The sequence below is a fragment of the Paenibacillus sp. CH40 genome (assembly GCF_024213605.1).
Taxonomy (GTDB): Bacteria; Bacillota; Bacilli; order Paenibacillales; family Paenibacillaceae; genus Paenibacillus; species Paenibacillus polymyxa_B.
In genome coordinates this window covers 236,173-250,763 of the sequence record NZ_JANAVQ010000006.1, presented here as the reverse complement: position 1 = coordinate 250,763, position 14,591 = coordinate 236,173, and the positions used below count along the sequence as shown (strand labels likewise).

At 39.0% G+C, this 14,591-nt stretch carries 10 protein-coding genes and 2 pseudogenes; 5 read left to right on the top strand and 7 right to left on the bottom strand.

Annotated elements, in window-relative coordinates; translation table 11 throughout:
• The first annotated feature begins 40 nt into the window (after positions 1-40).
• Positions 41-1,015, top strand: a complete 975-nt coding sequence (locus NLX73_RS18810; protein WP_250267375.1) for a bile acid:sodium symporter family protein — start codon at positions 41-43, stop codon at positions 1,013-1,015.
• Positions 1,016-1,278: 263 nt separating this feature from the next.
• Here NLX73_RS18810 and NLX73_RS18805 read toward each other — a convergent pair whose 3' ends face one another.
• Complete coding sequence (locus NLX73_RS18805) at positions 1,279-1,704, bottom strand: MarR family winged helix-turn-helix transcriptional regulator (RefSeq protein ID WP_025719952.1); 426 nt, start codon at positions 1,702-1,704, stop codon at positions 1,279-1,281.
• Between the two features lie 1,432 nt (positions 1,705-3,136).
• Positions 3,137-4,048 (bottom strand): DMT family transporter, encoded by a 912-nt coding sequence (locus tag NLX73_RS18800; protein ID WP_250267374.1) that lies wholly within the window; start codon positions 4,046-4,048, stop codon positions 3,137-3,139.
• A gap of 139 nt (positions 4,049-4,187) precedes the next feature.
• Here NLX73_RS18800 and NLX73_RS18795 point away from each other — a divergent pair, with 139 nt between their 5' ends.
• Entirely contained in the window at positions 4,188-5,096 is a 909-nt protein-coding gene (locus tag NLX73_RS18795; RefSeq protein WP_254326984.1) for a LysR family transcriptional regulator, read from the top strand.
• 74 nt (positions 5,097-5,170) lie between these two features.
• Here the strand turns inward: NLX73_RS18795 and NLX73_RS18790 are convergent, their stop codons facing one another.
• The gene (locus tag NLX73_RS18790) at positions 5,171-6,568 is read right to left on the bottom strand and encodes a glycoside hydrolase family 1 protein (RefSeq protein WP_254326983.1); all 1,398 of its coding nucleotides are present in this window, start codon (positions 6,566-6,568) and stop codon (positions 5,171-5,173) included.
• A gap of 36 nt (positions 6,569-6,604) precedes the next feature.
• Positions 6,605-8,470, bottom strand: a complete 1,866-nt coding sequence (locus NLX73_RS18785) for a beta-glucoside-specific PTS transporter subunit IIABC (protein WP_254326982.1) — start codon at positions 8,468-8,470, stop codon at positions 6,605-6,607.
• A 61-nt stretch (positions 8,471-8,531) separates the two neighbouring features.
• Between NLX73_RS18785 and NLX73_RS18780 the strand changes: the two are divergent.
• Positions 8,532-9,156 (top strand): annotated as a pseudogene (locus NLX73_RS18780) (transposase); the annotation flags it as partial.
• On the opposite strand, the pseudogene NLX73_RS18775 reads toward NLX73_RS18780, so the two are convergent.
• The 3 genes and pseudogenes from NLX73_RS18775 to NLX73_RS18765 form a co-directional block, all read right to left on the bottom strand.
• Positions 9,157-9,279: pseudogene (locus tag NLX73_RS18775) on the bottom strand (family 1 glycosylhydrolase); the annotation flags it as partial.
• 22 nt (positions 9,280-9,301) lie between these two features.
• Complete coding sequence (locus NLX73_RS18770; protein WP_250267372.1) at positions 9,302-10,150, bottom strand: MBL fold metallo-hydrolase; 849 nt, start codon at positions 10,148-10,150, stop codon at positions 9,302-9,304.
• 66 nt (positions 10,151-10,216) lie between these two features.
• Positions 10,217-12,094: a beta-glucoside-specific PTS transporter subunit IIABC gene (locus tag NLX73_RS18765; protein WP_254326981.1), complete on the bottom strand. Its 1,878-nt coding sequence runs from the start codon at positions 12,092-12,094 to the stop codon at positions 10,217-10,219.
• Positions 12,095-12,478: 384 nt separating this feature from the next.
• Between NLX73_RS18765 and NLX73_RS18760 the strand changes: the two genes are divergently transcribed.
• Positions 12,479-13,537: an alkene reductase gene (locus NLX73_RS18760; protein WP_250267369.1), complete on the top strand. Its 1,059-nt coding sequence runs from the start codon at positions 12,479-12,481 to the stop codon at positions 13,535-13,537.
• 149 nt (positions 13,538-13,686) lie between these two features.
• A complete protein-coding gene (locus NLX73_RS18755) occupies positions 13,687-14,181 on the top strand; it encodes a MarR family winged helix-turn-helix transcriptional regulator (RefSeq protein WP_250259512.1) in 495 nt (164 codons plus the stop codon).
• Positions 14,182-14,591 lie beyond the last annotated feature (410 nt).

Here is a 14,591-nt window from a genome sequence, read left to right as displayed (position 1 = left end):
GTGCAAGGTCTATACTTAAGGTTAAAAAAGGAAGTTTTGTATGCTCCTCACGTTGAATCGTAGACTAAATGCAGCTATGCCGCTAATTACACCAATCAGCATTCTAATTGGCGTCCTAATCGGTACGCCGTTGTCACAATATACAGAACTCTCTCCCTGGCTGTTTGCATTCATGACCTTCGCGGGCAGCATCAGTATGGGGTTTAAGGATTTTGTCCATGTGATAAAACATCCTGGTCCACTGATCGCCTGTCTGTTTATTCTTCACCTGGCCATGCCGCTTCTTGCCATGATGCTGGGGCATCTGGCCTTCAATGATGATCCTTATACGATCACTGGACTTATTCTTGGTGCGGCTATCCCTACGGGCATTTCCAGCTTCGTGTGGGTCAACATCTATAAAGGCAATACGGCGCTGACATTGGCGATCATTTTAATTGATACGATTTTGGCCCCATTTGCAGTTCCGGGCATCATGTCCCTACTGATCGGAGCGGATGTGCAGCTCGATACCTGGGCGATGATGCAGAGCCTGTTCTGGATGATTGTCGTTCCTTCGCTAATCGGCATGGTGTTGAACGAATGGACTAAAGGGAAGATCAAGCAGGTATGGGGACCTCGACTGGGCCCATTCTCCAAGCTGGCTATGGCTCTTGTCGTAATGATTAACGGATCTGTCATCGCGCCTTATCTGGTCGATTTTAATCTCAAGCTTGTCGGAGTATGCCTATCCATAATCGTCCTTGCTTCCACTGGATATGCAATCGGCTATCTGATATCAGGACTGATGCGGTGGAATAATGCAGACCGTACGGCGCTTGTCTTTAACGGCGGCATGCGCAATATTAGCGCAGGAGCCGTGCTTGCCATCACCTATTTCCCGGCCCCGGTAGCACTACCTGTTGTACTCGGGATGATTTTCCAGCAATCCACGGCATCTCTGGTCGGATTTCTGCTGAGTCGTCGCGACCGCGGCAATGCCAAGGAAAAACGCAATACGGCCTCTGTTTCTTAATCAAAGGAGTAGCGACGGTTCCAGATGATAAAACTCCTCCTATGAGGAGGAGTTTTGGAAGGGCGTTTCTATACATACATGGTTGGAAGCCTGATAAAAACATGCATGCGCAATCATGTAAATATTCACTTTCCAATCATAACATCTCTATTGAATCGTGTAGGGTAATAAACTAAGCCCCTGTAAAGAGCCTTTCGTGGCACAACGTTCAAGCCACATATTACCCTAGGGATACTAAGAACGATATACACAGGTTGCAAAGTCTAAAACAGCTTTTGCGTAAGATTTTGAAATTGTGACTTCACTCCATCTTTCTGAAGTTCTGATTGTAACACCTGATTAAAGGTTTGAAGTGCACGCTGGAATTTATTTTCACCTAATTCCGTAATCCGAGTATACACACCTCGCCGATCATCCTCGCATGTATGTCTTTGTAAAGCCCCGCAGTTTTTGGCTTCCATTCTCACTACGAGTCTCGATGTCGCACTTTGACTTAATCCCACCAATTCTTGAAGTTGCTGCAGTCGTAATTTTTTTTCCTCGGAATTGGATATAAAACCCAAAACATAAAACTCCTTCAAAGATAAATCATAATTTTGTAGTAAAGCTTGTTCTAACTTATCATTTAAAGTGGAATGGATGTGAGACAAAGACAACCATACATCCAAAAGTTCGTTTTCATGTTGCAAGTTTAGACCACACCATTCTATATTGAAGTATCTCCACTTAGTTTAACCTATTGTATCAAGCTTAAATGGAATGGTCAAAATCCATACAATATTTTAAATATTACAATCCGTCACCACCGAACCAGTATGCAAATGTACTATGGATGACGGTCCAGAGGAAGCCACTTCGGAACGAATCGAAGCTATTTTTTGACTTGCTGCTTTCGGTAGGGCACCCAATACAGGAATAGACGCAGCTACATCGCATACTTTCTGAGCTAATCCCAATACGCCATCTCATTTTTAAAATGTCGAAAAACCTCTTCACGATTCACGCTCTACCTCCTTTCTAGTCGTCACATTACATAGGCTGCACGTCTCAAGTAGTTGATATGTGAAATCATAATTTTCAAGGGTATATTTAACAGTAAATCATCCTTATGTATGTATCGGACAAATTAGTGATTTTGTTTACAGAAAGAACCATAACTGTGTTCAATGGAAAATGGGTAGGTTCACAATCGAACCCACCCATTCGGAGAAAATAAATATTATTTAATGTATAAAAATGCATAACTATTCATAGCTTCATACACTTTGTGTGGCGTCAGAATTAGTGAGAATGCTTATACCCTTACTTTACTGAAAATGACTGATTTTCAGAATTGATGAGAATATCCGCAAAAGACGAAATGTATAAATATACATACTCAAATTAAATACCTCTGTTGGTTTAAACCACTCAAAAAATGCTTACCATTGGAAATCCAAAGGTAAGCATTTGTATTATAAGTTCACATTATATACGACCAGAAAAACTGGGTTGTATAAGATCCCATTGATTAAATCTAGAAGAATGAGAAAATCTATAATTCATTAAAACTCGAACTATTTTGAGCCCAAATCCAAGGATGTCGATTACAACGACCATAACTCTCAGCCAACTGGGTAAAGAATCGAAGAATTGAGCAGATCTCAAATTACTAGAACTACTAAAGTTATCGATAGGATAACTAGCCATAGAACTGAATCTCTACCCAACCAGTCTTTTCCTGTGTCCTAACTTTTGTCTGTAGCCGAAGTTATTTTACGAAATGATAGTTTCTCCTCCTACTCATATATAATCCCTCTAGTAATAGAATCTGAGCGCAATCTTTGGAAAATCTTTTTTTGTATAAAGCAGATTTAATCCCTAACCTCCTGATTAAATTATAATGATGTAGAATATTTACTTTACTAAAAAAGGAAGTACATTTCTAAGATCATTAGGACTCTCAAGATGAGATTAGCGCACACTAAGGTACATTCATTATATGGAAAGTTATCTTCATCAAAAATTTGTATTGGAAACTTACCCTGGGCTTGTTGTATCACAAAACTCAAGCAGTATAATTCTTTTTAGAAATGTCCTTTACATAGGGTACAGGTTTTATGGAAACATCTAAATTTACTATTATGATGCTCGTCTTACGTTCGACTTTTCTGAGTTGATTTTTGGTTTATAATTAACTAACAATATACTTATTACAATTAACAGTAGTCCCACTAATATATTTATAGTTATATTTTCATGTAAAAATAGCGTACTTGTCACTATAGAGACAACTGGTATTAAGAATGTATAAGAACCTACCTTACTTACTTCTCCAGAACCAACAAGTGTGAAATAAATTAACCAACCAATTGCAATCACAAATATCGCTATAATAAGTAAATAGGAAATGAAAGGTGCATTCCATACAACATCCGTCCAATTCTCAGATACTGATCCTGCCCCCGTTAAAATCACCCCACCAATGAGTAGTTGGAGTGCTATTGCCCAAGTTGCATCTACTCTTTCATTTGTTTTTTTCATATACACAACCCCAAAACTCCAGAAAAGAGCGGTCCCTAGCGCTAAAATTACACCTGCGACTGATGATTCGTTGCCGTTAAAACCAGTTGCACTCAATGTAAACACACCAATAGAACCTAAGATTAAACCTATAATCTTTAGGCCATACATCGCCTCACCCAACCAAATCCATGAAAATAGTCCTAAAAGGACAGGTTGAAGAAATACAATAGCTGAAAATAATCCAGCAGGCATATAATTTAAACCAACCGTCTGAAGACCATAATATAAAATAATATTAAACAAAGATGAAATTACATAAATATACCAGTTTTCTTTGAATCGCAATGACTTGTATTTAGGTAGAGCAAAAATCACTAAAATGGCCCCACCTATCAGTGTTCTCATCCCTGCAAACAAGATTGGTGGCGCGTATGCTAGTGCTAATTTAGTTAATGGCCAATTGGCTCCCCACATAATAACCAGAACAATAAGATAAATTATTGTTTGGTTTTTAGTTAGCTTTTTCAAGGTACTCGTCTCCTTTAAAATTTGGATATTAATTTCATACCCTTCTCACATTTAACTTTACAAAACCAAAAATAAAACGTCTAATATATATATAACGTAGAAATAATACATAATAAGTATTACTAAAAGGAGAAAACAGATGGAATTACGACATTTAAAATACTTCAAAACAGTTGCTGAAGAATTACATTTTGGTAAAGCTGCTAACCGTTTGAATATGGCACAACCACCTTTAAGTCTACAGATTCGCCAATTGGAAGAGGAAATCGGAGTACAACTTTTTCATCGTACAAAAAGAAATGTTGATTTAACTGAAGAAGGCAAAGTTTTTTTAGAAAAGGTTTATCACCTTTTTGATCATTTAGAAGAAGCAATCCATACTGTTAGATTAATGAAAAGTGGGGAGATTGGTGAAATCATAATTGGTTTTATCGCTTCTACAGCCTATGATATTCTTCCAGCAATCATTAAGCATTATAGAGCTCAATACCCCGCTATTCGTGTGGTTTTGAAACAATTGACATCGTCCGAACAAATTAATGCATTAAAAGATGGAACCATTCACGTAGGGATCATTAGTGAACCTATTGAAAGCGAAGAAATAAATCTTCAAATCATAAGACAAGAGCCTTTGATAATCGCCTTACCGAGAGAACATCCATTAGTTGTAAATTCAACAACTGCATCTCCAATTCAACTCATTGATTTAGAAAATGAAGACTTTATTGTTACAGGAAGACGGGCTAACCAAGTCCACTACGACGGAGTAATTAATTCTTGCTACCAAGCAGGATTTAGTCCAAGGATTGTACAAGAAACTGAAGAAATGTCCACGGTCATTTCGTTGGTTTCTACGGGGATCGGTGTAGCCTTAGTACCAGCATCCATGCACCTATTATTGCAAAATGAAGTGATCTATCGAGAAATCAAAGACAATGAGTTTCATACTGTTACAGCTCTTGTCTGGGATAGTAAAAATCAATCCCCTGTCATACAAACATTCATTGAACTCGTAAATGAATCCATCGTTCCTTTGTTCAATCCATAAGATTAATTGAATGTTCTAAAAGCAGAAACCCGTGGAAGGCACAAGAAATATCGTGCTTCCACGGGTTTCTGCTTTTATTCGAAGAGACTAAGTCCGTTACTACGGATCACTTCCTTGTACCAATAAAAACTTTTCTTTTTATAACGTTTCAGGCTACCATTCCCTTCATTATCCTTGTCCACGTAAATGTAGCCATATCGCTTTTTCATTTCACCGGTACTGGCACTAATGATATCAATTGGCCCCCAGCTGGTATATCCAATGACTTCAGCGCCATCTTTAATCGCTTCAGCTAATTGTATGAGATGCTGTTTCAAATAATTGATCCTATAATCATCTTCAACAGTATCATTATTAAGTACATCCACTGCCCCCAGTCCGTTTTCTACAACAAATAGGGGAATCCGATATCTGTCATACAAACGGTTAACTGCAATTCTCAAACCTACAGGATCGATTTCCCAACCCCAGTCAGAAATCTCTAGAAATTCATTTTTAATGCCTTTGGCCATGTTTCCGCCGACTTCCTTTTTCCCTTCCGGTTGTGCCGAAACCGTACGACTCATGTAATAACTGAATCCAACGTAATCTACTACATAATTCTTTAAAATATCTAGATCATCTTTGGTTACTTCGATATGAATATTTTTTTCTTTAAATAAGCGCTTAGTAAATGCAGGATATTCACCGCGAACCTGGACATCGGAGAACAAATAGTACTCCCTTTCCTTTGTCACGGATGTCATTACATCATCTGGCGCACAAGTAAATGGGTATGTCGGGCTGTAGAAAATCATACAGCCGATTTTGCCGTCTGGAATGATTTCATGACAGGCTTTTACTGCTAATGCACTGGCTACAAATTGATTATGAGCTGCTTGATAGATCGCACTGGTATCTTCTTTATCTCTTATTCCTCCGCTAGTAAAAGAATGAACCAATATGCTATTAATTTCATTAAATGTCATCCAATATTTCACTTTGCCTTTGTAGCGTTCAAATAATACTTTAGAATACTTTTCAAAAAGTGAAATCAATCTTCTGTTTGCCCACCCATTATATTTATCCGCAAGACCCAGTGGTAACTCATAGTGTGAAATAGTTACAACAGGTTCAATTCCGTTCTTTATTAACTCGTCAAATAGATCATCATAAAATTGCAATCCTTTTTCATTTGGGGTTTCTTCATCCCCATTCGGGAAAATACGTGACCAAGCAATGGAGGTACGGAAACATTTAAAACCCATTTCTGCAAAAAGCGCGATATCCTCCTTATAGCGATGATAAAAATCAATCGCTTCGTGAGAAGGCAATTTACCAACAGGTTCCGATAATTTTGAACCGTACAATCCGCCTGTCAGTACATCACTGACAGCGACGCCTTTCCCATCTTCTAAATAAGCCCCTTCCGCTTGATTGGCAGAAATAGCTCCTCCCCATAAAAAATTATCTGGAAATGTTAGATTCTTCATGTGTATTCTCCTCTCAATTCATGATATTTTATAAACTCAACTAACAAATTTAGCTTTAATTAACGTTAATACTTCTTGAGTATTATCGAGAGTATGCGGAATAACATCGAGATACCGATCTGTATTGGTAATAATAATCGGTGTTGTTAATTCAAAACCTGCTTCTCTAATTTTCTCGATGTTAAATTCAACTAATTTATCCCTGATTTGGACAGAATCACCTACTTTTACAATCGTATTGAAGTATTTCCCTTTAAGTTTCACTGTGTTTAAACCTATATGAATTAATATTTCAGCACCACTCGCAGATGTAACGCTAATAGCATGTCCTGTCCGAAAAACTGTTGTAACAACACCATTCACTGGAGAAGTGATCACCCCTTCTACCGGTTCAATGGCAACCCCTTTTCCCATGGCACCAGAAGAAAAAACTTCATCATTGACATTCGTTAAAGAAAGTCTTTTACCTTGAACAGGCGAGTAAATTATTTCTTCCGAATCATCGTTGTTCGCATTTTTCAGATCAGCAGCATTTCCTGTTTTTTGATTTTTATTTACAGCACCTTTACTTTCATACCCAAAGAAATAAGTAAGGGCAAGTGCAATAAAGAAACTGATTGAAACGCTCATTACATGCAAGCCAATGGGTGCAAATGCCGGTATACTTAACACGCTATAGAATGAATACGATTTCAATTCAACACCTAAAGATGCACCTAAAGCACCGCCAACGGCACCCGCAATTACAACATAAGGAATTGTTCTTCTATATTTCAAAACTACACCATATAGAATTGGTTCGGTAACACCAGCCATCATACCTGTGATTGCTGCAGGACCGGCAATTGCCTTCAATTTTTTGTCTTTTGTTTTTAGAAAGACCCCTGCTGCAACACCCATTTGAGCAAATGTAGATCCTGCTTTCATTGGTCCGAGCGGATCGCCTCCATTTTGTAAATTTTGCAATGTAATCGGTACAATCCCCCAGTGGAGTCCAAATATTACCAAAAACATATACCCACTACCAAGAACAGCACCTGTTAATAGGGGACTGAAACTTAATAAAACTTGTATTCCATTGGCAATACCTGCACCCACATAAGTTCCAAATGGACCAAATGCTAGAAAGCTTAAAGGTACCATAACTGCTAATGAAACTAATGGAACTAAAAAAAATTGCAAATCTTTCAGTATAATTTTCTTTAATAACTTTTCTAAAAATGAGAAAGCAATGACTGCAATAAAAATAGGGAATATAGAATTTGCATAGCTGACAGGAATAATTGGAATGCCAAAAATATCAACTGCTGCAGCTCCTTTGACTAAAAGGTTTGTATAGTTCGGCTCAAGAAGGGCAGCGCCAATTACAGCACCAATATATCCATTTGCATTTAATTTATTAGCAAGCGTGAATCCTGCAAAAACCGGCAAGAAATAGAATATAGCATTACCAGCTGCGGAAAGTGAGATATAAATACCACTTTCCTTGACCATCCAGCCAAATGTAACACATAATGTTAATAAAGCTTTAAGTAACCCGCCACCCGCTAATAATGGAATCAGCGGGGAGAATGTTCCGGAGATAACATCAAAGACTTTGGGTATTATCCCAACCTTTTCTTGGCTTTTATCCGCTGATGTAGCTGCCGCTTGTGATAAGTTCGTCTGTTTCACGATTTCAAGGTATACTTCAGCCACTCGCCCGCCAATAACCACCTGAAACTGTCCTCCGCTTTCTACAACGGCTAACACATCATCGCTGCTTTTCAGTGCTTCTTTATTTGCTTTGGATCGGTCTTTTAAAATAAATCTTAAGCGGGTAGCACAATGAGTAACTTCATTTACATTTTCTTCTTGACCAACACTTTCAATGATAAATGCTGCTAATTCTGTTGTATTCATTTTTTGCGCTCCTTTTCTTATATTAAAAATAAAAACCTGATAAATTCCGTATGAAGAAGGACTGGCAGAGCGCCTGTTTGAGGATCTTGTCGCACAATGCAAGAAGGAAGGAATCATCGACGGAAGTCATGTGGCGGTCGACAGTGCAGCGATTCCTGCCTATGAGAAGAAGCAGCCGAAACGGAAAAGCGAGTTGACCGGAAATGCCAACTGGGGTGCGAAGTTTGACTCTTTTGGCAACAAAGTCAAGTGGTTTGGTTACAAGCTTCATCTTGCCGTCGATACCGCAAGCGAGCTACCCATGGTGCTCTCGGTTACACCGGCTCCTGTCAATGACGGCGGTATGGCTCCTGCTCTTATGGAACGGGTGGCTGTGGATACAAAAGTGAAGTTCTTTATGCTTGTGCACGCTCGGTATGGCTGCTTGTTCATCCTCCAACTATGGAATGGTCGTCAAATTCGATACGAAAAGCGGCTTTCTCCGCTATTCCGGTCAACATCGAGACACGAAGCGCTGGAAGGAACTTTACAACGAAAGAACGAGCGTAGAACGGTGCGACTCTCGGATGAAAGCCTATTTGTCCGCAGACTCCTTGCACATCTGGGACATTTAGAAGGTGACCACTCACCAATATCTGAACGCCATTGTATTGTTGGCTTCTGCGCTGACGATTAACGTTTTATAGTCCACCTGTTAGAACATCACTGACTGACACGCCTTTACCATCTTCTAGATAAGCCCCTTCTGCTTGATTAGCAGAGATTGCACCTCCCCATAAAAAATCTTTTGGAAACGATTGAATGTTCATATGAATTCTCCTATTTTAGAAATTATAATTGTTCAGGTTTGTAACCAATAGCTACCGTATCTATTTCCCCAAGAACTTTTCCTGGTTCTACAAATAAAAGCCCTTTTCCATCCACCTCAATTTTTTCAACACTCTGATTGATATCAATAGCGGAAGCACAGTCAAGCAATTTTTTGATGTAGAAAGTCTCCAGTGGCCTAAACCCTAATTTGGGGTCCCGATGACCATGTGAGGCAATCGTCCAATCAAATTCGTCCCTGCGATTCCATAGTTTATTAAGGCTTTCGATGTAAGTCTGCACATTCATACCGTTTCGATGAATTAAAGACGAGTTTCGCATCACAACATCACCATTGAAGAGCAATCTGTTCGTCCTATCGAGGAGAGCGACAGAACCTGGAGTATGTCCCGGAACATGAATGACCTCAATTTCAATATCCCCTAAATTAAATATTTGTCCATCGTATAGCTCATTTATCTTTTCAGGAGGCCCGGCTTTCAAAAAATCATCCTTATATTTTGGATCAAAATATTGAATTCCGTAATCACCGAAAAGATTGAAAAATTCTTGTTGATAAGAAGAATCTGTGTATAACTCCAACATTAATTGCAAATCTGCAGGATGAATAAACACTTCTCCAAATTGATAGTCTCCACCAACATGATCGTTATGACCATGTGTATTCACAACAATGTAAGGTTTGTCCGTAATACCCTCTACTACTTTACGAATGCTCCCAACGCCACATCCGGTATCGATCAACATGGCAGCCTCAGATCCGACCACCAAGTAACTGTAGATTGCCGGACAATCACTTATACTGTATACATTTTCATATCTTTGTTTTACTTCGTATTCATCCATTACCATTTCAATGCCTCCTCTACAGGTGGTTAGCTCAATCTCAAACAGTCCGATTGCATTCGAAATGCTGAATCAAGGCAATAAAGTCAGAAGCCTTTCTCCGTTGGTAATTGTCTTTTTATCGACGCTGATTTGAATAGCTGAATAATTTGAAGTGTTCGTTACAATAAGTGGAGTAAATAGTTCAAAACCTTCTTCCTTTATCTTAACGCCATCAAATTCAAGTAAGAGATCCCCTACCTCGACATAATCTCCTTCTTTTGCTTTTGCAATGAAATACTTTCCTTTTAGTTTCACTGTGTCAATCCCAACATGAATCAAAAGTTCAGCTCCGTTGTCCGAAGTAATCCCTATAGCGTGCTTTGACGAAAGAAAATTAGTAATGCGCCCTTGAATAGGTGCATATACTTTGTATTCTGAAGGAATAATGGCAATACCATCTCCCATATCTTTACTTGAAAAAACACCATCATTCATGTCTTCCAACTTTACGACCTCACCACTAAGTGGACTGTATACATCATCCGAAGTGTATTTTTTTTCTTTATATTCCTTTATTTTCACGCCTTCATTAGATGGTTCATTCGGAGTCTTTTTTGTTTTTTCTTTGTCTTCAAAGCCAAAGAAAATGACAATTAATGCAGAAATCATGATAGATACTAGGACCCCCAATACATACCACCAAAAGGTTGTTCCAAAAAATGTCGGGAATGCAAGGACTCCTGCGAACGCAAATGCATATTGTTTGACTTGAAGCGCCCCAATCAATGCTCCACTGATGGCTCCGCCAATAATGATTGGAAGAAAGGTTCTTTTATACTTCGTAACAATCCCGTATAAAATGGGTTCTGTAACACCTGCAACGATCCCAGTGAAAAATGTTGACAAGGCAAAACTTTTTTGATTTCTTTCTTTTGCCTTAATAAATATGCCTAGAGCCACTCCCATTTGTGCATAAGTGCCCATTACCCACATTGGGTTGAACGTATCAAACCCATATGTCGAGTGATTAAGAAGTAGAATAGGAATAATCCCCCATTGTAATCCAAACAGAGGCAGAAAGCTGAGGAGTCCCCCGGCAATAATTCCGGTAATAATACCATTCTTCTCCCCGAGAAACGTCATTGCTGCACCTAATGCATCTGTAAGATATCCGCTTATTGGACCAAATATCATAATGGTGAGCGGAACTGTAATAACCAAGGCTACAAGCGGTGTCAAAATCATTCGAATATCTTTATGAAGAATACGATTCAAGAATCCTTCAAGATAAGAATATAGCCACACTGCTAAAATAACTGGAATAACCGAAGAAGCATAATTCATAAGAACCGTAGGTATTCCTATAAAACTTGTTTCTGTCGCATCGTTGGACATGAGAGCAATAAAATTAGGCTCTAGTAGCGCACCACCGATTACTGCTGCTACATAAGGATTGGCTCCAAATTGTTTTGCTGCAGTAAAGGCAAGAAAAATAGGGAAAAAGTAAAAGAGCGCATTACTGATCGCTGCCAAAACGGTATATGTTCCACTTTCAGGAGTTAACCAACCCACCGAAGTAAAAAGTGCAAGCAAGCCTTTAAGAATACCCGACGCCGCAATGGCAGGGAGGTACGGAGCAAATATTCCAGAAATAATACCGAAAATACGATTACTTAACTTCCCTTTAGACTCCTGTTTATTTTCCTCATTAGTCTCTAGGCCGTTCTTGTTAACTATCGCTTTGTATACTTCAGCTACATCACTACCAATAACTACTTGATATTGACCTGCGCTTTGTACCACTTTTAACACACCATCAAGGTTTTCAAGGATTTCTGTCTTTGCTTTGTTATTATCTTTTAGCTGAAAGCGCAATCTGGTGGCGCAATTGTATAGGCTTTCAATGTTCTCATCGCCGCCAACATGTTCCACAATATTAAGCGCCAATTCATCGTAATTTTTTTTCATTAAAAACTCCCCTTCAGAGATACTCTGGATGTATCTTACTTTGATAAAACAAGTACATTGTTGCAACCAAGCGTTTTTTATAGGTGGAATCTTCTTTTACACTGTACGAAATGTAAGCGATTACGTCTAATACTATTTATATTCGCAGTAATATATATCAAGTATGAATGATGAAAAAATGTAGGTCTTCTATAAGATATGAATGATACGCATTTTAAATAGAAGAGCCTTATACTTTGAAATACTCTGCTACTTTGCTAGTTAGTTCTTGTTGGTATAGGCAGAGATTGTTCAAAAATATAAATGTGTTGACAATCAAATATTTATTTGCTAAATTTACGTTGCCGGAAACATATTTTTCGAAAAAACGAGAGGGGTTTTCATATGAATACAATTTGGACACCATTAACAGTAGGAAATTTGAACTTGTCACATCGCTTGGCTCTTGCCCCAATGACTAGATCACGCGCCCTTTATGATGGTACTCCCGGAACACTTAGTGCGGAGTATTACGAACAACGTGCTTCAATGGGTCTACTAATCAGTGAAGGAACCCAGCCATCCGAAGATGGACAAGGTTATTTATCTTCACCTGGTATTTATACTGATGAGCACATTAAAGGTTGGAAACAGATTACAGATCGTGTTCATAATGCAGGAGGATATTTGTTCATTCAGCTAATGCATGCAGGTCGGATGTCACATCCAGAGAATACACCTCATCACCGTCAACCCGTTGCACCTTCAGCTGTAGCTCCAAAGGCACAAATGTATACTGCAAAAGGAATGCAAGATGTTCCTGTCCCACGTGAATTAAGTCTGGAAGAAATTCAGGAAACGATTCAGGACTTCCGCAAAGCTGCAGCAGCTGCGATAGAGGCTGGCGCTGATGGTGTAGAGATTCATGGAGCAAACGGTTATCTTGTACATCAATTTATTTCTGAAAATGCGAATGTACGCACCGACTCTTATGGAGGTTCGATTGAAAATCGCGCTAGATTTGCCATCGAGGTAGCGAAAGCTGTAGCTGAGGAAATTGGAGCAAGTCGTACTGCAATCCGACTCTCTCCTGGGGTTCCTTTAGGTGATCTTAGTGAAGGTAAAGACGGTCCTAAAGTATATGAATACTTGATTTCTGAACTTGCTAAACTTAACCTAGCCTATCTTCATATTCTGCATGGTGGCGATGAAGTGATTCTTAAAAATATACGTTTGGCTTGGCCCCATGTACTTATTGTTAATCGACCAGGACGTCCTTTAGAAGAACTGGATAGAGACTTGAAAGATAACTTGGCAGATATGGTGTCGGTAGGAACCTTGGCACTGGCCAATCCTGATTTAGTGGAACGTTTGAAATCAGGGGCATCATTGAATGAAGCCGACCCTAAAACTTTTTATGGCGGCGACAGCCACGGCTATACCGATTATCCAACGATGAAATAAAAGTTACTTCTAACCTTTTTGTTCGGCACCCTACTACAGCGAAATAAAAGCTATAGTAGGGTATTTTTCCATTCACAACTCCGCTACTTTACAAGTATTGAATTATTCTCTACGCTTAATAAAAAGTAAAAGCGGAAAGGTGAAAAGTAATGAATAACTTTGAAGAAGAGAACCAGTCTATATCTAATACGTCTAATTTTGAGAAAGAAATGCAAGTCATCCAGCAATTCCCCATTAACTTTGCAGTGTTTTCCATGGCGAGATCACATCGTAGTTTAGCCGCACACTTGTTGCGTGAAGTTGGTCTATTTACAGGTCAAGAAATTATGTTGATGCAGTTAGGAGAGCAAGACGGACAATCGCAGCAGAGTCTCGGGCGGACTATGCGACTAGATCATTCAACGATTGCCAAATCAGTTCGGCGGTTAGAAGAATCAGGACTGGTCACTCGCTCCAGATCGCCCAAGGACGGACGCGTCACCCTAGTTACATTGACTGAAACTGGCCGAAAACTCGTGGATGAAGCTGTTACCGTTTGGACAAAAATGGAGGAAGTTGCTTCACAAGATCTCTCGGAACAAGAACGTGAGCTTTTAATCTCGGTATCTCATAAAATCTCATCCAACTTAGAGGGTTTCCTATAAGCCTTCATATACGGCTGAAGACTGGCAAGTAACATCAATTTTCCTTACAGAACTTTGGTTTTGAAACAAAAAAGCCGCTAGCATTGGTATTATCCCCTTTTAGTAGACAAGTGAAAAAAGACATCTGTTAAGATGGACTTAATCTTGCCTAACAAAGGGGATTTTTTCATGGCTAAAAAAAGACAAACCTTCGGGCGTACTCCTTGGAATTAAAATTGGAGGCCGCTCGGTTGGTCAATGAAGAATATATGAGTATACGTGAAGTTGCGAAACGTTTGAATATTCAAAATAAATCTCAAATACAAGTCTGGACGGCGAAAACTAAAAATGGAATCAGCTACCCGACGACTATTCTCAATAAAATTGAAGATAATCTCTATTCAGTAGTAACTTCTCCTCTCAAAACATAC

What these genes read in the sequence shown, in the direction of transcription:
- NLX73_RS18810 (WP_250267375.1), top strand. Translation starts at nt 41, where the DNA reads ATGCTCCTCACGTTGAATCGTAGACTAAATGCAGCTATGCCGCTAATT.
- NLX73_RS18795 (WP_254326984.1), top strand. Translation starts at nt 4,188, where the DNA reads ATGGAATTACGACATTTAAAATACTTCAAAACAGTTGCTGAAGAATTA.
- NLX73_RS18790 (WP_254326983.1), bottom strand. Translation starts at nt 6,568, where the DNA reads ATGAAGAATCTAACATTTCCAGATAATTTTTTATGGGGAGGAGCTATT.
- NLX73_RS18785 (WP_254326982.1), bottom strand. Translation starts at nt 8,470, where the DNA reads ATGAATACAACAGAATTAGCAGCATTTATCATTGAAAGTGTTGGTCAA.
- NLX73_RS18770 (WP_250267372.1), bottom strand. Translation starts at nt 10,150, where the DNA reads ATGGTAATGGATGAATACGAAGTAAAACAAAGATATGAAAATGTATAC.
- NLX73_RS18765 (WP_254326981.1), bottom strand. Translation starts at nt 12,094, where the DNA reads ATGAAAAAAAATTACGATGAATTGGCGCTTAATATTGTGGAACATGTT.
- NLX73_RS18760 (WP_250267369.1), top strand. Translation starts at nt 12,479, where the DNA reads ATGAATACAATTTGGACACCATTAACAGTAGGAAATTTGAACTTGTCA.
- NLX73_RS18755 (WP_250259512.1), top strand. Translation starts at nt 13,687, where the DNA reads ATGAATAACTTTGAAGAAGAGAACCAGTCTATATCTAATACGTCTAAT.